The sequence below is a fragment of the Sphingomicrobium sp. genome, assembly GCA_036563485.1.
GTDB lineage: Bacteria > Pseudomonadota > Alphaproteobacteria > Sphingomonadales > Sphingomonadaceae > Sphingomicrobium.
In genome coordinates this window covers 304,487-322,148 of the sequence record DATCMI010000001.1, presented here as the reverse complement: position 1 = coordinate 322,148, position 17,662 = coordinate 304,487, and the positions used below count along the sequence as shown (strand labels likewise).

Annotated in this window: 18 protein-coding genes; 10 read left to right on the top strand and 8 right to left on the bottom strand. The window is 64.4% G+C overall.

Features of this window, described 5'->3' with window-relative positions:
• Position 1: 1 nt before the first annotated feature.
• Positions 2–1,195, bottom strand: a complete 1,194-nt coding sequence (locus VIL42_01705; protein HEY8591561.1) for an acetyl-CoA C-acyltransferase — start codon at positions 1,193–1,195, stop codon at positions 2–4.
• 101 nt (positions 1,196–1,296) lie between these two features.
• Here VIL42_01705 and VIL42_01700 point away from each other — a divergent pair, with 101 nt between their 5' ends.
• The 3 genes from VIL42_01700 to VIL42_01690 all read left to right on the top strand — a co-directional run bounded on the left by VIL42_01700 (position 1,297) and on the right by VIL42_01690 (position 6,255).
• Entirely contained in the window at positions 1,297–2,229 is a 933-nt protein-coding gene (locus VIL42_01700; GenBank protein HEY8591560.1) for a hypothetical protein, read from the top strand.
• A gap of 207 nt (positions 2,230–2,436) precedes the next feature.
• Positions 2,437–3,588: an isovaleryl-CoA dehydrogenase gene (locus tag VIL42_01695; protein ID HEY8591559.1), complete on the top strand. Its 1,152-nt coding sequence runs from the start codon at positions 2,437–2,439 to the stop codon at positions 3,586–3,588.
• A 111-nt stretch (positions 3,589–3,699) separates the two neighbouring features.
• A complete protein-coding gene (locus tag VIL42_01690) occupies positions 3,700–6,255 on the top strand; it encodes a PAS domain-containing protein (protein HEY8591558.1) in 2,556 nt (851 codons plus the stop codon).
• Here the strand turns inward: VIL42_01690 and VIL42_01685 are convergent.
• Positions 6,252–8,330, bottom strand: coding sequence for a M13 family metallopeptidase (locus tag VIL42_01685; protein HEY8591557.1), 2,079 nt, complete (start codon positions 8,328–8,330; stop codon positions 6,252–6,254). The genes VIL42_01690 and VIL42_01685 overlap by 4 nt on opposite strands.
• Positions 8,331–8,442: 112 nt before the next feature.
• Here VIL42_01685 and VIL42_01680 point away from each other — a divergent pair, with 112 nt between their 5' ends.
• From VIL42_01680 to VIL42_01655, 6 genes are all read left to right on the top strand, one after another.
• Positions 8,443–10,041 (top strand): carboxyl transferase domain-containing protein, encoded by a 1,599-nt coding sequence (locus VIL42_01680; protein HEY8591556.1) that lies wholly within the window; start codon positions 8,443–8,445, stop codon positions 10,039–10,041.
• A 2-nt stretch (positions 10,042–10,043) separates the two neighbouring features.
• Entirely contained in the window at positions 10,044–10,490 is a 447-nt protein-coding gene (locus VIL42_01675; protein HEY8591555.1) for a nuclear transport factor 2 family protein, read from the top strand.
• 204 nt (positions 10,491–10,694) lie between these two features.
• Positions 10,695–12,563 (top strand): acetyl/propionyl/methylcrotonyl-CoA carboxylase subunit alpha, encoded by a 1,869-nt coding sequence (locus VIL42_01670; protein ID HEY8591554.1) that lies wholly within the window; start codon positions 10,695–10,697, stop codon positions 12,561–12,563.
• Between the two features lie 14 nt (positions 12,564–12,577).
• The gene (locus VIL42_01665; GenBank protein HEY8591553.1) at positions 12,578–13,093 is read left to right on the top strand and encodes a superoxide dismutase family protein; all 516 of its coding nucleotides are present in this window, start codon (positions 12,578–12,580) and stop codon (positions 13,091–13,093) included.
• Between the two features lie 80 nt (positions 13,094–13,173).
• Positions 13,174–13,755 carry a PilZ domain-containing protein gene (locus VIL42_01660; GenBank protein ID HEY8591552.1) on the top strand — a complete coding sequence of 194 codons (582 nt, stop codon included), beginning with the start codon at positions 13,174–13,176 and terminating at the stop codon, positions 13,753–13,755.
• A gap of 131 nt (positions 13,756–13,886) precedes the next feature.
• Entirely contained in the window at positions 13,887–14,024 is a 138-nt protein-coding gene (locus VIL42_01655) for a hypothetical protein (protein ID HEY8591551.1), read from the top strand.
• Here the strand turns inward: VIL42_01655 and VIL42_01650 are convergent.
• The 5 genes from VIL42_01650 to VIL42_01630 form a co-directional block, all read right to left on the bottom strand.
• Positions 14,021–14,929, bottom strand: a complete 909-nt coding sequence (locus VIL42_01650) for a hypothetical protein (GenBank protein HEY8591550.1) — start codon at positions 14,927–14,929, stop codon at positions 14,021–14,023. The two genes, VIL42_01655 and VIL42_01650, sit on opposite strands and share 4 nt — an antisense overlap.
• Positions 14,929–15,813, bottom strand: a complete 885-nt coding sequence (locus VIL42_01645; GenBank protein HEY8591549.1) for a glycosyltransferase family 2 protein — start codon at positions 15,811–15,813, stop codon at positions 14,929–14,931. Before VIL42_01645 ends, VIL42_01650 begins: the two co-directional genes overlap by 1 nt.
• A complete protein-coding gene (locus VIL42_01640; GenBank protein ID HEY8591548.1) occupies positions 15,798–16,292 on the bottom strand; it encodes a glycosyltransferase in 495 nt (164 codons plus the stop codon). Before VIL42_01640 ends, VIL42_01645 begins: the two co-directional genes overlap by 16 nt.
• Positions 16,293–16,468: 176 nt before the next feature.
• Positions 16,469–16,618 (bottom strand): hypothetical protein, encoded by a 150-nt coding sequence (locus VIL42_01635; protein HEY8591547.1) that lies wholly within the window; start codon positions 16,616–16,618, stop codon positions 16,469–16,471.
• 92 nt (positions 16,619–16,710) lie between these two features.
• Complete coding sequence (locus tag VIL42_01630) at positions 16,711–16,896, bottom strand: hypothetical protein (protein HEY8591546.1); 186 nt, start codon at positions 16,894–16,896, stop codon at positions 16,711–16,713.
• Between the two features lie 192 nt (positions 16,897–17,088).
• Here VIL42_01630 and VIL42_01625 point away from each other — a divergent pair, with 192 nt between their 5' ends.
• The gene (locus VIL42_01625; protein ID HEY8591545.1) at positions 17,089–17,283 is read left to right on the top strand and encodes a hypothetical protein; all 195 of its coding nucleotides are present in this window, start codon (positions 17,089–17,091) and stop codon (positions 17,281–17,283) included.
• A 208-nt stretch (positions 17,284–17,491) separates the two neighbouring features.
• On the opposite strand, the gene VIL42_01620 is transcribed toward VIL42_01625, so the two are convergent.
• Positions 17,492–17,656, bottom strand: a complete 165-nt coding sequence (locus tag VIL42_01620) for a hypothetical protein (protein ID HEY8591544.1) — start codon at positions 17,654–17,656, stop codon at positions 17,492–17,494.
• Between the last annotated feature and the right edge of the window lie 6 nt (positions 17,657–17,662).

The window sequence follows — 17,662 nt, the reverse complement described above, 5'->3', positions numbered from 1 at the left end:
TCTAGACCAGCTCCACCGCCACCGCGGTGGCTTCGCCGCCGCCGATGCACAGGCTGGCGACGCCGCGCTTGGCGCCCTTCTGCTTGAGCGCGTTGACCAGCGTCACGATGATGCGGGTGCCGCTGGCGCCGATCGGGTGCCCGAGCGCGGTCGCGCCGCCATGGACGTTGATCTTCTCGTGCGGGATGCCGAGGTCCTTCATCGCGAACATGGCGACGCAGGCGAACGCCTCGTTCACTTCCCACAGGTCGACCTCGCCGGCCTTCCAACCCGCTTTGTTGAGCACCTTCTCGATCGCGCCGATCGGGGCGACCGTGAACTGCGCCGGCTCCTGCGCGTGCGCCGCAGTGGCAACGATGCGGGCGATCGGCTGCAATCCTTTTTCGCGGGCTTTGGATTCGCTGGTCAGGACGACAGCAGCTGCGCCGTCGGAGATCGACGATGAAGTCGCGGCAGTGATCGTCCCTTCCTTCGAAAAGGCGGGCTTCAGCTGCGGGATCTTGTCAGGACGGCCGCGGCCGGGCGCTTCGTCGGTGTCGACTACGGTCTCGCCGGCGCGGGTCTTGATGGTGACGGGGACGATCTCGTCGCCAAAGCCGCCATTGTCGATCGCGTCCTTCGCGCGGCGAAGGCTCTCAATCGCATATTCGTCCATCTGCTGCCGCGTGAGCTGATATTCGTCCGCGGTGCACTGGGCGAAGCTGCCCATCGCGCGGCCTTCTTCGTAGGCGTCCTCGAGCCCGTCGAGGAACATATGGTCGTAGGCGGTGTCGTGACCGATGCGGGCGCCCGAACGGTGCTTCTTCAGCAGGTATGGCGCGTTGGTCATGCTCTCCATGCCCCCCGCTACGATCACCTCGGCGTTGCCGGTGCGGATCGCCTCGTCGCCCATGATCACCGTCTGCATGCCCGACCCGCAGACCTTGTTGACGGTGGTCGCCTGCACCGACGTCGGCAGCCCGGCCTTGATCGCCGCCTGGCGGGCGGGAGCCTGGCCGAGGCCTGCCGGCAGCACGCAGCCCATGTAGATGCGGTCGATGGCGTCGCCGCTGATCCCGGCCCGCTCGACAGCCGCCTTCACCGCCGTTGCGCCGAGATCGGTCGCGGAGGCGTCGGCAAGTGCGCCCTGCATCGAGCCCATCGGCGTACGCGCGATCGAAAGGATGACGGTCGGATCGGAGGCTTGGGTGGCCATGTGCTGCTCCAGGATGATTTGTTGCGGTGCACATAAGGGAGCTTGCTTGCTTCTTCAAATGGGCGCCCGCATCCTCTCCGAAGTCAGGGGGAGAGCGAGGAATGGTCCGACGGACGATTAGCCTCACGAAGGCTTTTGCCGGCCTGGCTGGCCTGTTCCTCACCGGAACGGCCGCTGCCGAGCCCCTCGTAGGTCCCTGGCCGACGCCGAGCCCGACGCCCGTCCTGCTGTTGGGCACGCCTCACCTCTCGGGCATGGAGAAGTTGCAGCCAGAGTGGCTCGACCCGTTGCTGGACCAACTGGCGGCGTGGAAGCCGGGCGTGATCACGATCGAAGCGCCTTCGGGGCCCGAATGCTTTTTGCTTCGCCGGTACGAGAAAAGTTGGCCAGACACGGCTCAAAGCTATTGCGCCCGAGTCGAGGCGATCTCCGCACTCGCAGGCAAAGCCCTTGGCTTGGACATGCCTGCGGCCGAAGCTGCGGCGGAAGAGGCGGTGCAAAAGCTTGGCCCTGCGTCCACTGCGGCAGAGCGGCGTCGAATGGGCGGGCTGTTTGCGGCCGCCGGCAATCTCGGCTCCGCTGCCACCCAGTGGCTTCGCCTCCCTGTGTCGGAACGCCCTGCCGGCGACGGGGTGAGCCCCGCGCTCGCAACCGAACTCGATGACCTCTCGAAGCGGCGGAACGAAAACTTCCTCATCGCCGCCACGTTGGCCGCGCGTCTCGGTCTCGAGCGGATATATCCGACCGACAGCCACCTCGCTGACCGGGTCCAGGCGGAGGCGCCTCCGGGCCTTGGCGCGGCGATGCGCGAAATATGGAGCGGCTCGCCGCTGCCGCTGGCCGATGAGGCCCGGAAGGGAATGCAGGACATCGCCAGTGCGGAGACTTTGCTCGCTTACTATCGCTTCGTGAACCGCGACGACGTGGCAGGGCAACGGTTCGATCGGATATGGGCAAGGCTTTCGTCACCCCATCGGCCGGTCAGCACGGCCGGCGCTATGTTGGCTGGTGGGAATCCCGCAACCTTTCCATGATCGCGAACATCCGCGCGGCGCTCGCAAGATCCCCGGGAGATCGGGCGCTAGTGATCGTCGGATCGACCCACAAACCCTATTTCGACGGTTATCTGGGGATGATGCACGAAGTCCGACTAGTGCCAACGGCGCAGGTTCTCGGCCGTTAGAGGCGGCTTGTTCACTCCGGCGGCGCTCTGCTAGCGCGCCCGGAACAGGAGAGCAGGCATGTCCAACACCGGACTCGATTTCAACCTTGGCGAGATGGCGGACACGATCCGCGACACCACGCAGCGCTTCGCGTCCGACAAGATCGCGCCGATTGCAGCGCAGATCGACCAAACCGATGAGTTTCCGAAGGACCTTTGGCCGCAGATGGGCGAGCTCGGCCTTCACGGCATCACCGTCGAGGAGGAGTGGGGCGGGCTCGGTCTCGGCTATCTCGAGCATGTGGTCGCCCAAGAAGAAGTCGCGCGCGCATCCGCCTCGATCGGGCTCAGCTACGGCGCTCACTCGAACTTGTGCGTCAACCAGATCCGCCGCTGGGCCAATGAGGACCAGAAGCGCAAATATCTGCCGAAGCTGATCAGCGGCGAACATGTCGGCGCGCTTGCCATGAGCGAGAGCGGCGCGGGCAGCGACGTCGTCGGCATGAAGCTCAAGGCGGAAAAGAGCGGCAACGGCTATCGCCTCAATGGCACCAAGTTCTGGATCACCAACGGCGGCTATGCCGACACCTTGGTCGTCTATGCGAAGACTGGGGAAGGCAGCCGCGGGATCACCGCCTTCCTGATCGAGAAGGGGATGGACGGCTTCTCCATTGGCCAGAAGATGGACAAGCTCGGCATGCGCGGCTCGCCGACCAACGAGCTGGTGTTCAACGATTGCTTCGTGCCGCCGGAGAACATTCTCGGCGAGGAGAACAAGGGCGTCGAGGTGCTGATGAGCGGCCTCGATTATGAGCGCACGGTGCTCGCCGGCATCCAGATCGGGATCATGCAGGCATGCCTCGACGTGGTCCTGCCCTACGTCCGCGACCGCAAGCAGTTCGGCAAACCGATCGGCAGCTTTCAGCTGATGCAGGCGAAGATCGCCGACATGTATGTCGCGCTCAACTCGGCCCGCGCCTACGTCTATCAGGTCGCGCGCGCCTGCGATGCCGGCAAGACGACCCGCTTCGATGCGGCCGGCGCGATCCTGCTGGCTTCAGAAAGCGCGGTGAAGGTGGCCAACGAAGCTGTCCAGGCGCTGGGCGGCGCCGGCTACACGAAGGATTGGCCCGTGGAGCGCTATTACCGCGACGCCAAGCTGCTCGACATCGGGGCCGGCACTAACGAGATCCGCCGGATGCTGATCGGGCGCGAAGTTATTGGGGCCTGACGACAAGGAACGGGCGCTTGCCAGCGCCGTTGTTGCGCTGCCGGTACGGCTGGTTGTCCGGCTCACGCGACATGTCTTCGCGCGGCAAAAGGGCAAATGACTGGTTCGACCATGCTGAGTTCCGAAAACGTGGCCGACCATCAAGATACCAGCCGTTCGGAAAGCGCTGCGGCGCTGCGCCGTATGTTTACGGCCGTCTCGGCGCCTCTGGTCGTCATGGCGCCGGACGATCCGGTCTTTACGATCATCGACGCGAACGACGCTTATCTGCGCGCAACGATGCGGCGGTGGGAAGACCTCGTCGGAAGGTCGATGTTCGACGCTTTTCCTGCAAACCCCGACCAGCCTGGTGCCGACGGCGTGCCGCTGCTGCTCGCCTCGCTCAAGGAAGCGCTCGCGTCGAAGCGGCCGCACGTCATGGACGTGGTGAAATATGACATTCCGGTGCCGTCGGGCGGCTTCGACGAGCGCTGGTGGTCGGCCACCAACACGCCGGTGATCGGACCGGACGGCAAGGTCGAAGCGATCATCCAGCATACCCAGGACGTGACCGACCGCTTCCGCGCCGAGCAGAGCCTGCGGCAGAGCGAGGCCATGTTGCGGTTCCTCGACGAACTTACCCAGGAAGTCTCGCGCGCCGGCGACGCCGATACCATCATGGCGATTACGACGCGCCTCACGGCTGAGCACCTCGGCATCTCAAACTGCGCCTATGCCGACATGGATGACGATGAGGATGGCTTCACCATCCGCGGCAACTGGCATGCGCCCGGCTCACCCTCGATCGTCGGCCACTACAGCCTCGCCGACTTCGGGACGCTGGCGGTCCAGGAACTTGGCGCCGGAAGGCCGCTGATCATCAACGATAATCTCAAGGAAATCGCGCCCGAGGAGGCAGCGACCTTCCAGGCGATCGGGATCGGCTCGACCATCTGCATGCCGCTCGTGAAGGCCGGCAAGCTGACGGCGCTGATGGCGATCCACGACAAGGACCCGCACTATTGGTCGGAATATGAGCTCGCGCTCATCACCGAGATCACGCAGCGCTCCTGGGCACATGTGGAGCGGGTGCGTGCGCAGGCGCGCCTGATCGAATCCGAAGCCCAGTTCCACGCCATCACCAACTCGATCGATCAGATGATCTGGTCGACGCGGCCCGACGGCTTCCACGATTATTTCAATGACCGCTGGTACGAATTCACCGGGGTTCCCTACGGCTCGACGGACGGCGCAGGCTGGAACGACATTTTCCATCCCGATGATCAGCAACGATCGTTTGAGCTTTGGCAGCACTCGCTCAAGACCGGTGACCCCTACCACATCGAATATCGGCTGCGGCACCGGTCCGGCGAATACCGCTGGGTGATCGGTCGCGCACAGCCGGTGCGCGATGAAGGCGGAGAGATTGTTCGCTGGTACGGCACGTGCACCGACATCGACGAGCTGGTCCGGGCCCGCGAAGTACTGGCCCGCTCGCGAGAAGATCTCGAACAGCTAGTCGTCGATCGTACCGAGGAGCTCGAGCGCGTTCACACCGAGCTTCGCCAGACGCAGAAGATGGACGCGATCGGCCAGCTGACCGGCGGCATCGCCCACGATTTCAACAATCTGCTGACCCCGATCATCGGCGCCCTCGACCTGCTTTCGAAAAAGACGGACGACGAAAGATCGCTGCGCCTGCTCGAGGGCGCGCTGACGAGCGCGGAACGCGCCCGCGTCCTGGTCGCGCGCCTGCTCAGCTTCGCCCGCAAGCAGCGCCTGGAGAGCCGCAGCGTGCCCGTAGGCCGGGTGCTGCTCGGGACTACCGACCTGCTCGAACGCTCGCTTGGACCGACCATCCGTCTCGATCTTCGGCTGCCATCGGAGGACTTGTGGGTGCTGGTCGATCCGAACCAGCTCGAGCTCGGATTGCTGAACCTTGCAGTGAACGCGCGTGACGCCATGCCCAAAGGCGGCCGCCTGCTGATCAGCGCTGAACGGGAGCAGGTCGCGGACGGCCATGCGTCCGGTCTGTCGCCTGGCGAATATGTGCGCATCGTCGTCAGGGACGACGGTGAGGGCATGGACGAGCGGACGCTCTCCATGGCCGTCGAACCCTTCTATTCGACCAAGGAGCGGGGGAAAGGCACCGGTCTCGGCTTGTCCATGGTTCATGGCCTCGCGGCCCAGTCCGGCGGCGCTTTATGTCTCGAAAGCAAGCTCGGCGAAGGGACGTCGGTGAACCTGTGGCTGCCGATCGGTCAGGGCGAAGCCGAACTGGAGGAGGCGCCGGAGCTCGATCCGGGCGACGTCGTCCCGCTGAAGATTTTGCTGGTCGACGACGAAGACCTCGTTCGTGCCGCGACAGCCGACATCCTCGCAGACGTCGGTCACACGGTGCACCAGGCGCATAGCGGCCAGACTGCTGTCGCCATCTTCAAGAGTGACCCGACCTACGATCTGATCGTCACCGATTATGCGATGCCCCTCATGTCCGGCGCCGGCCTGATCCGCGAGCTTCGCCATATCCGCCCCGGAACACCCGCGCTTCTCGTCACCGGATATGCGAGCGCCGCCTCCGACGTGCCGGCCGACGTGCCGCGGATCGAAAAGCCGTTCCGCGCGGCCGAACTCGTGAGGAAGATCAGCGGGCTGACGGCAATGCGCCAGCCCGCCAGGAGCGCTTAGCCCCAGACCTTCACGCGCTTGTCGGGCGCGAGGTAGAGCTTCTGGCCCTGCTGCACATTGAATGCAGGGTACCAGGCGTCGATGTTGCGCACCGTCTGAGCGCGGAAGTTGCCCGGCGCGTGGCCGTCCGTAGCGATGCGGTTGCGAAGCGTCGGCTCCCGCATCTTGGTGGCCCAGGCCTGAGCGTAGGCAAGGAAGAAGCGCTGCTCGCCGTTGAAGCCGTCGATCGTCGGCGCCGCGTTGCCGTTCAGCGACGCCTTGTACGCGTCATAAGCGGCAGCAAGGCCCGCGACATCCGCGATGTTCTCGCCCAGCGTCAGCTTGCCGTTCACGTGCAGCCCCGGCAGCGCCTCGTAGGCGTCATACTGGCTCGCAAGCGCCTGGCCCGCTTGCTGGAAGCGCGCGAAATCCTGCGGCGTCCACCAATTGCGCAGGCGCCCGGTGGAATCGAACAGCGCGCCGTTGTTGTCGAAGCTGTGGCTGATCTCGTGGCCGATGACAGAGCCGATGGCGCCATAGTTGAACGCCGAGTCCGCCTTCGGGTTGAAGAAGGGCTCGACCAGGATCGCCGCCGGGAAGTTCAGTGCGTTCTGGACCGGCAGATTGACTGCGTTCACGAGCTGCGGCGGCATCCACCATTCGTTGCGGTCCATCGGTTTGCCGATCTTCGCGACCTGGTGGCGATATTCGGCGAGCCCGGCATTCTTCTGGTTCGCATAAGCGTTGTCGGCCGTGATCTGGACGCCCGAATAGTCGCGCCACGTGTCGGGGTAGCCGACTCCGACGACGATCGTTTCGACCTTCTTCAGCGCTTCCTGCTTCGTCGACGGCGCCATCCAGTCGATGGCCTGCACGCGCTTTGCGAACGCCGCCTTGATCCCGTCGACCATCTTCTGGACTTCGGCCTTGGCCGAGGCCGGGAAGTAGCGGTCGACATAGGCTTTGCCGACCGCGTCCTGCAGCGCGAAGCTCGTCGCGTTCAGAGCCAGCTGGTCGCGCGGCCGCTGCTTGGGCGTCCCTTGCAGGACAGTGCCGTTAAAGGCGAAGCTCGCGTCGCGGAACGCCTTGGGCAGCACGTTGGTCTGCTGGTTCAGCGTATGGAAGGCCAGCCATTCCTTCCATGCCTGAAGCGGTTGGGAACCGATCAGCGCGGCGAGCTTCGGGATGGCGGTCGCGTGATAGGCCTGGAACTTCTGCGCATTGCCGAGCTGCGCCGCGCCGAGCAGCGCGCCCCAGTCTATCCCCGGCGCCTTCTGCTCGAGCTCCTGGCGCGTCCAGACCTGAGCGCCCTTCGCGAAGTCTTCGCTTTCCTCGCGGCTCGCGTGAGCCTGCGCGATCTTGGTCTCCAGAGCCATCACGCGCTTGGCTGCACCCTGCGGATCGGCGATCCCGGCATTCTGCAGGATCTGGGCGATGTACGGCTCATATTTGCCGCGGATCCCCGCCATCTCCGCGTCGCCGGACAGATAATATTCGCGCTCCGGAAGGCCGATGCCGCCCTGCATTAAATAAGGCAGCGTTTCGCCCGGCGTGTTCAGCCCCTGGCTGACGAAGATGCCGAACAGGTTTTCCGTCTGGTAATTGGTCGCGTTGAGCGGGTCGGTGTCGGCGCGCAGCGTGCTGCCGATTGCGGCGCTCAGCTGGCGTTTGTCGGCAATCCCCGCGATCGCATTCAGGTCCGCCTTGGCCGGCGCAATTCCTGACCGATCGATCGCGTCGGTGTTCGCATAGGCCTTGTAGTAGTTGGCGATCAGCGCTTCGTTGCCGCTGCTCGGGTTCGACTTCACGATGTCTTCGAACATCGTCTTGGTGTTCTTCTCGCGGATCTGGTCGGCGATGAAGAAGGCGCCGATGCTCGACCGGTCCTCGGGGATCGGCGTGTTCTTCATCCACGTGCCGTTGGCGTAGGTGTAGAAATCGTCGCCGGGCACCACGGACTTGTCCATCCATGCGGCATTGATGCCGACGGCGGTTCCGGGCTCCTGCTGCTGCGCGGCATTGCCGTCACCGGCGTTCTGGCCGCAGGCGCTCAGCGCGATTGCAGAAGCAAAAATCAACAGCAGTTGCTTTTTCATGGCCCTCATCCCCGTCCTCGGAAGCGTTGCTACTGCTGCTGAAGGCCGCGCTTTGCAATGGCGCAAGCAGCGGCTAGGCGAGCGGCACGGGTTTTCGACTAACGGATGGGGAATGAGCGCGCCGCGGATCGAGACCAAGCTTAGCGCCGACAGCGACGAGTTCCGCAGGCGTGCCGAGCACAATCGCCAGCTTGCGCAGAAGCTTCGCGACGACGTCGCGAGGGCCGCGAAGGGCGGCCCGGAAAAGCATCGCGAGCGTCACGTGTCGCGCGGCAAGCTGCTCCCGCGCGACCGCGTCGAGCGGCTGCTCGATCCAGGCTCGCCGTTCCTCGAAATCGGCCAGCTTGCCGCCTGCGACATGTATGATGGCGAGGTGCCGGGCGCCGGCATCATCTGCGGCATCGGACGCGTCAGCGGCCGCCAGGTGATGATCGTCTGCAACGACGCGACGGTCAAAGGCGGCACTTATTTTCCAATGACGGTGAAGAAGCATCTCCGCGCGCAGGAGATCGCACTCGAGAACCGGCTGCCGTGCATCTATTTGGTCGACAGCGGCGGCGCCAACCTGCCGCACCAGGCCGAGGTGTTTCCGGACAAGGAGCATTTCGGGCGCATCTTCTTCAACCAGGCGCAGATGAGTTCGAAAGCCATCCCGCAGATCGCCTGCGTGATGGGAAGCTGCACCGCCGGCGGCGCCTACGTGCCCGCGATGAGTGACGAGAGCGTCATCGTCCGCAACCAGGGAACGATCTTCCTCGGCGGCCCACCATTGGTGAAGGCGGCGACGGGCGAAGAGATCAGCGCCGAGGACCTCGGCGGCGGCGACCTCCATGCGCGCAAGAGCGGCGTCGTCGACCATCTCGCCGAAAATGACGAGCATGCGCTCACGATCGTTCGCGACATCGTTTCGACGCTTCAGCCGCAGGTCCCCGCGATCGAGCTTCGCGAGCCGCGCGCCCCGCGTCTCGACCCGGAAGAGTTGTACGGCGTCATCCCTGACGACGTGCGCGCGCCGTACGACGTGCACGAGGTCATCGCCCGCATCGTCGACGGTTCGGAGTTCCACGAGTTCAAGCCGCTCTACGGCTCGACCCTCGTGTGCGGCTTCGCCCACATCTGGGGCATGCCTGTCGCGATCCTCGCCAACAACGGCGTGCTGTTCAGCGAGAGCGCGGTGAAGGGGGCGCACTTCATCGAGCTTGCGGCGCAGCGCCGCACGCCCTTGCTGTTCCTCCAGAACATCAGCGGCTTCATGGTCGGCGGGAAGTATGAAGCGGAAGGCATAGCCAAGCATGGCGCCAAGCTGGTGACCGCCGTCGCCACGGCGCAGGTGCCGAAGATCACCGTGCTGATCGGCGGCAGCTTCGGCGCCGGCAATTACGGCATGGCCGGCCGAGCATACAGCCCGCGCTTCCTGTTCACCTGGCCCAACAGCCGGATCAGCGTCATGGGCGGCGAACAGGCTGCAAGCGTGCTTGCGACCGTCCACCGCGACGCCGACAAATGGTCCGCGGACGAGGCCGAGCAGTTCAAGGCGCCGATCCGTCAGAAGTATGAAGACGAAGGCAATCCCTGGCACGCGACGGCGCGGCTGTGGGATGACGGCATCATTGACCCCGCCCAAACCCGCGACGTCCTCGGCCTCGCCTTCGCCGCCTGCCTCAACGCCCCCATCGCCGAACGCCCGCAGTTCGGCGTGTTCAGGATGTGACCATGTCTATCATTCTCGCTTTTGTCGCGCTGGGATCGGCAGTTCCGGCTGCAACCAAACAGGATGAGCGCGCCGTTACGGCTACGGTGCAGTCATTCTTCGATGCGCTCGCCGCGCGCGACCAGAAGAAGATCCTCGATCTCGTCGTCGCCAAGGGCAGCATCAGCGGTCATGGCGAACGCGCCGGAAAGGCGCAGTCGTTTACCGACAGCTGGCCGGCCTGGGTCACTGACCTCGGCCAAGGCAAGGAGCGTCTCGACGAGCGCATGCAAAATCCGGAAGTTCGGATCCGCGGCAACATGGCATCCGTCTGGTCGGCCTACACCTTCCATATTGACGGGAAATTCTCGCATTGCGGCTACGACCATTTCGATCTCGCGCGGCTCGCCGGCAAATGGCGGATCGTCAATCTCAGCTTCACGGTCGAAAAGACCGGCTGCCCGAAGTGATGGATTAGGTCGACGTCGCGGGTGGCCGACGGTTCAGCGACGAAGGCGCGAAAACGCTGTCCTACACGGCATCGATGCACATAAGGATGACAGCATGAATATCCTGCCCCTCCTCTGGCGAAGGTCACAGGCTGGCTTGTATTCGGCTCTAGCAGCCGGGCTCGAAAACGGCGGTTCGGGCGCGAACTTTGTGACCTTGCGCGCATGATCGATTCACTTCTCATCGCCAACCGCGGCGAGATCGCCTGCAGGGTCGTCCGCACGGCGCGCGAACTCGGCATCCGCACTGTGGCCGTCTACTCCGACGCCGACGCCAATGCGCTGCACGTCCGCATGGCCGACGAAGCCGTGCACATCGGTCCGTCGCCTGCGCGTGAAAGCTACCTCGTCGGCGAGAAGATCATCGCGGCAGCGAAGCAGACGGGCGCCGAGGCCATTCATCCGGGCTACGGCTTCCTCAGCGAGAATGCCGACTTCGCGCAAGCGGTGCTCGATGCCGGGCTGGTCTGGGTGGGCCCGAAGCCGGACAGCATCCGTGCGATGGGGCTAAAGGATGCTGCCAAGAAGCTGATGGCAGACGCGGGCGTGCCGGTCACGCCCGGCTATCTTGGTGAAGACCAGAGCCCAGAGCGGCTGAAGAGCGAAGCCGACGCGATCGGCTATCCGGTGCTGATCAAGGCGGTCGCCGGCGGCGGCGGCAAGGGCATGCGCAAGGTCGATGATGCAGCCGGCTTCATGGACTCACTCGAAAGCTGCAAGCGCGAGGCGGCGAGCTCGTTCGGCAACGACGTCGTGCTGCTCGAAAAGTGGATCGAAAGCCCGCGCCATATCGAGGTGCAGGTGTTCGGCGACAGCCATGGCAATGTCGTCCATCTGTTCGAGCGCGATTGTTCGCTGCAGCGGCGCCACCAGAAGGTGATCGAGGAAGCTCCGGCGCCCGGCATGGATGCCGAGACGCGCGAGGCGGTTTGCGGCGCCGCCGTCCGCGCGGCGCAGGCGGTCAACTACGAAGGCGCGGGCACGATCGAGTTCATCGCCGACGCTTCCCAAGGTCTGCGCGGCGACCGTATCTGGTTCATGGAAATGAACACGCGGCTCCAGGTCGAGCATCCCGTCACCGAAGAGATCACCGGCCAGGACCTCGTCGAATGGCAGCTCCGCGTGGCGTCCGGCGAGCCGCTTCCGCTGGCGCAGGAAGAACTGTCGATCAGCGGCCACGCAATCGAAGCGCGGCTTTACGCCGAGGATCCCGCCAAAGGATTCATGCCGAGCGTCGGGCCGCTCGAGCATTTTGATCTTGGCGAGGAAGGGCGGATCGAAACCGGTGTCGAGGAAGGCGACGCCATCTCGCCTTTCTACGACCCCATGATCGCCAAGCTGATCGCGTCGTCGGACACGCGCGACGAAGCCATCTACGAGCTGGCGGATATCCTGGCGCAGGCGGAAGTCTGGCCGGTGCGGACCAACGCCGCATTCCTGCTGAACGCGCTCGTCCACGACGACTTCATCGATGGACGGCTCGACACCGGCTTTATCGAGCGCAACCTCGACGAGCTGGTTCCGGCTGCGCAACCCACCGACGACGTTCGCCGCGCCGCTGCTGCAATCTCGGTGCTCGCGGCCGAACAGGATGCGGCCGTCCCGGCGCTGCCGGGCTTCCGTCTCAATGCTCCGGACCGCTACTCGATTGCGCTCGACGGTGAGGCGGTGGAGCTCGGCGCAGCCGACGAGATCGCAGACGTGTCGGGCTTTACCGACGACGAACGCGTCGTTGTCTTTTACGAGGGGCAGGCGTTCGGTTTCTCGCTGGCGGCGCGCGGCACGGTCGGCCACAGCGCACACGACGGCGACATCGAAGCGCCGATGCCCGGCAAGGTGACCGCGGTCGAAATCGCTGCGGGTGAGAAGGTCAGCAAGGGCCAGCGGCTGCTCACGCTGGAAGCGATGAAGATGGAGCATGCCCTGGCCGCCCCGTTCGACGGCATTGTCGCCGAACTGAACGCGAGCGCCGGCGGGCAGGTCACCGAGGGCCAGGTGCTGGTCCGGATCCAAGCTGAACAAACCACCGACTGAGGGGTTTTCCTGGCATGCGTACAATGATTGCAATTGCCGCGTCGGCCTTGCTTGCCGGATGCGTCACTCTCGAGCCGACTGGGGGCGCACCGATGGCGCTCGTCAATTCCTCGGGCCAGTCGATCGGCAGCGTCGTCGCCTGGCAGAGCGCGGGCGGTGTGAGTTTCCGCATTAATGCCGCCGGCCTGCCGCACGGAATCCATGGGCTTCACGTCCATTCGGTCGGTCAGTGCCAGGTGCCCGATTTCGCCAGCGCCGGCGGGCACTGGAACCCAACCGCGCACAAGCATGGGATGAACAATCCGGAAGGGCCGCACGCTGGTGACCTGCCGAACGTGGATGTCGCCGCGAACGGTGCGCTGACGGCGACGGTCACGCTTCCGGGCGCTACCATGGCGAGCCTGCTCGATGCGGACGGAGCCGCGCTTGTCCTTCATGCGACGGCCGACGACTATCGGACGGATCCGAGCGGCAACAGCGGCGGGCGGATCGCCTGCGCGGTAATTACCCCGAACGCAGAGATGCGCTGATCCGTTAAACATCTGTTTACGAGCGAGCAGTAAACGGCGTCGTGGGACAGCCTGTAGCGGCACAGGCAGGGGGCTGAAGTGTGAACGGGAAATCGGCGGCAGCGGAAAGGCTGGGCGAGACACCGGTCGAGCGGCGTGAACGTCGCCCGGTCAGCCTGCGCGGCTACGCGGTCCGCGAGGACGGCTCGAACGTCGAGGTTCTCCTTCTCGACCTGTCGTACGAAGGCTGCGGCATCGAGACTCCGGCCGAACTCGCCGCCGGTGAGAAGATCAAGCTTTCGGTCATGCAGCGCGGCGCGATCGACGCTGAAGTGCGCTGGTGTCGAGGCGGCCGCGCGGGGCTGGTGTTCAAGGCCGAAGAGCCCGTCGCGAAGCAACATTGGCCGCGCCGCCACAGCCGCACGCCGCTAACGGCCGAAGTGTCGATGCGCCGCCTCGGCAATTCCAACTTTCGGGTGCGCATCTACGACCTGTCACCGAGCGGCTGCCGCCTCGAACTTGTCGACCGGCCGCGGGTCGAAGAGCATGTGCTGGTCAAGTTCGAAGGGCTCGAAACGCTTGAGGCGGAAGTGTGCTGGATCGAGGGTCCGACCGCAGGGTTGAGGTTCGAACGGATGATCCATCCGGCCGTCTTCGACCTGCTGATGGCTCGTCTCGCCTAAAGTCCAGCTTGGAACAAACATAGCTGTTCGGCATTGTCTATCGCGTGCCGAATATTCAATCAAAAGAGCGTGTTAACACACGTCGCTCAGGCGGAAGCGCGACCTTCGAACGGCAGTCGAAGCCGTGGCGCGTGGTGCCGCTGGCATTCGTCGCCGTCGCCGCGACCGTCGGGGCAATTGCACTAACGAGCGAGATGTTCCGCGACCTCTCCGGCGATCGCTATGCCGCCGAACTCGTCCACGACGAGTTCCCGTCGCTCCGTCTCTAGAAGGCCCGGCTTACTCCGAACGTCAATTGCAGGTAATTGTACGACTGCCCGCTTGTGGTCGGCGTTTCGCTGAACAGTAGCGACGCATTGCCCGACCAGGCGCGGCGAACCGGCGTGCTCACCTGTGCATTGAAATAGCTGGACCGGCGCCAGTCGGTGTCGGCATCCCTTTGAACGCCCACGCCGCCCGCCAACAGATAGCGCCAACCTGAAGCCGTGAACCGGCGGATCTGAAGGACCGGCACTGCCGACACATACCAGCGCGGCGAATAATAATCGAACTCCCGCGGATCGCTGTTGTGGAAGTAACGGGTGCGCAGCTGGACGCTTAGTCCCTGGTCCGGGTTGAAAACGTGGACGGCGGTCGCGCGCAGGTGCGTGCGCACATTGTCGCCGGTGAACTTCTGGACGCCGCCGACCAACGTCACGACGTTGCGGTCGTCAGCCGGCAGGTCGATCGCCGCGCCCAGGAAGGTATAGTAGATCCCGCGCTTCAGCCCGAGCGGCGTTTCCAGGATCTCGCGCTCGATGAAGAGCTCCTTCCTGAACTTCGCTTCGTCGTGAATCGTGGCAGAACCGAGCACCGTGTCACCGTCCGTGCCGATGGTCGCATTCCATTTCCACGGGCCCTTATCGTCGGCTGCGCGGAGATAGACGCGCGTGCGCCCTTCGCGCTCACCGCCTAGCGGCTCGAACCAGGCTTTCTCGACGCGAACGCCATAATATTTCTCCGGCCCCTCGTGAACGAAGTCGAGGTTGAGACCGGCCCTGATGACACTGGTGTCCTCCGCATCCGTCGAGAAGAAAAGGTCGCTGCCAACCGCGCCGCGCCGGGGCTCGTCTGCCGCCATGGCGGGAGCGGCAAACAGCGCCGCGGCGCATCCGAGCAAGACCGACACCCGCATCACTTGGTCCCCCATTTCTTCGTCAGTCCCAGAAGCTCGGACCAATAGCCCCATACGCACACCGGCTGCATGAGGATCGTATAAACGAGCAGATAGAAAAACAGTCCGCCGGGATTGTGTCGCACCTTGAGATTTTGCGCCGTCATCATCCGGCTCTGGATCCGGTAGATGACCAGGTTCCAGAATCCCGCGAGCGGCAGCACGGCGAGAGTCATTGGCCCGGCAATCCAGTAGATCTGGAAGAAGATGGCCGCGATCACGCCCGGGATGAAGATCAAGGTGTAGACGAGGTCGAGCGGCAGGAAGAGCAGGTTCCAGCAGATGAACATGACGCTCAGCCGCGGCACGAACAGCAGGTCTTCGTGGTGGTGCAGGGCCTCGATCAGCCCGCGCGACCAGCGTTTCCGCTGAAGCGCGAACTGCTTGAAGGTCGTCGGCGCATTGGTGAAGACGATCGCGTCTTCGGCGTAGCCGATCCCGTGGCCTTTCTTCAGCAGTCCCCAGGTGAGGACGATGTCCTCGCCGACGCATTCCGGCCAGCCGCCGACTTCGAGCAGCGCCGACTTCTGGTAAATGGAGAAGGCGCCCTGAGCGACGAGCGTGCCGTGGTACATGCTCTGCATGCGCTTCACGGCGGCGATGCCGTGGAAATAATCCCATTCCTGCGCGCCGGTCATGAGGTTGGCGCGCGAATTGCGGACCAGCACGGCGCCCGCGACCGCGACCGTACCTTGCGGGTCGGACATCAGCCGCTCGACGATGTAGCTCAAGGCGTCCGGCTTCAGCCGGGTGTCGCCATCGATGGTGACGATCAGCTCGTGCTTTGCCTCGAGCAGCCCAGCATTGAGCACGGCCGCCTTCCCGCGGTTCACCTTGTAGTCGATGATCCGGACGGTGACGTTCGGCAGGGCCCGCAGGTTGCGCTTGGCCTCCTCAGCGACGGCGACGTGTTGTCCTTCGAGCCGTCGTTCAGAACCAGAATCTCGAGCGGTCCGGGATATTCCTCGTGGGCGGCGCTATCGATGGTGTCGGCGATGGCGTCGGCTTCGTTGTAGGCGGCGATCAGCACTGTAACGCCGGGATATTCGGAGAGCACGTGCCGGCGCGGGCGGCGGTCGAGCAGCAAGGTCGTCACCAGAAAGGCGTTCATGAAGCCGGGGACGTAGGCGATGAACGTAATGGCGAAGAGCGCGAACAACGGGTGCGTGGCGGCGCCGAGCTCGTCGACCCAGACCTGCGACAGCCAGACGCTGAGCATCGTCCAGGCAAGTGCAACCGCGACCGCGATTGCGAACTTGATCCTGACCGGAAAATACCGCCGCCGCTTGACCTGCGGCGCGGCTTGCTCGGCGACTGATGCCACGCGTCGCTTACCTTGCCCTGTTAACCCACACCCACACCCAGGCGCACTGCCATCAATCAACGGCTGTACGGCAAGTTCCCGCTTACACGAGTGTCGTTAACAGGTTCACAAGACGAACGCCGTTCCGGACAGAGCGGCAGAGAGGGCGTACGGTCCAAAGGCCGTATGCGGCCGGATCAAGCGGCGGGGGCGATTTCCCCGGTTTCGCTGACGGCAGCGCCGCGGACCAGCTCGCGATAGCGTTGTTCGAGCTCGAGATGAGCCTGGCGCGCCTTGTCGCCGGATGCGTGGTCGGCCGCCGAACGCTCCTGCGCGGCCCGTCTCATGAAATAAGAACGCCTGTTTTCCATAGCGGCCGCCCCCGATTGCGGCGACTCGGACTATAACCGATTTGCGGCAGCGAAACGACTCATCGGTTTCAGGAAGACTTTTTCGAGGCGCCTTTCTCACGCGCCGCTTGGCGCTCTGCGTCATCGATCGCCTTGAGCAGATCCTCGAACTCGGGCGCGTCCTCGACCGGCCACAAGCGGTCGAACGTCGGCCCGAGAAGGGTGACATCGCGCTGCGTGAGCAGACCTACGGCAATGATCCGGTCCTTGGGCAATCGGCACTCCGTTTCGACGCCCAACGCGCAACACTGCTCTCAGTGCCCCCGAACTAAGGGCGTCCATGTAACTTAAGTTAACCGTAGGCTCATCGCGGCGTGCTATAAGGACTGCATCACCGCCACTTGCCTCAGCGCAGCGGTGACTGAGAGACAATGGATCGTGCTCCCGCTGTTTGTTGGAGCCTCTCTATGTCCTCCCCCACCAAGACCTATCGCGTCTATTGTTACGACGGCGTCCACAAGATGCTGACCAGCGACATGATAGAAGCCGAGAGCGACGAGCAGGCCGTCGCGCTGGCCGAAGAAGCCGGTTACGGCAGCCGCTGCGAGGTCTGGGAAGGCCGCCGGCTGGTCGCGGAGCTGGGCGAGCGGAAGCTCGCCTGACCCGGCGGGCGAATAGGACAGACCCCCCTTAGAGTTTTGACAATTTTTGCGGTGCCACGCCCGTCTTGGGTACGGCCCGTGGCCCTCGAAAATCCGAATCTTCGCGGTGACGTAGCGTCGATGCGAAGATTCGAGGCACCCAAGATCATTGGTAAGCTTAAGCCACAAGCGGGGCCGTGTAGGACAGGACTTTCTGTGCCGGCGCGCCTTATTGGTAGCCGCCTTCTTCCTCGCGCTCCTGGGCCGCATCCTCCTGCGCCTGCTCGAGCGCCTGCTCCTGACCCTGCTGCTGCCCGACGTCTTCGTCGCTGTCGTCCTGCGGTGGGCTTCCCGGCTCGCCGGACGATCCTGGCTCGCGCTGCTGGTCGATCATCGTCTT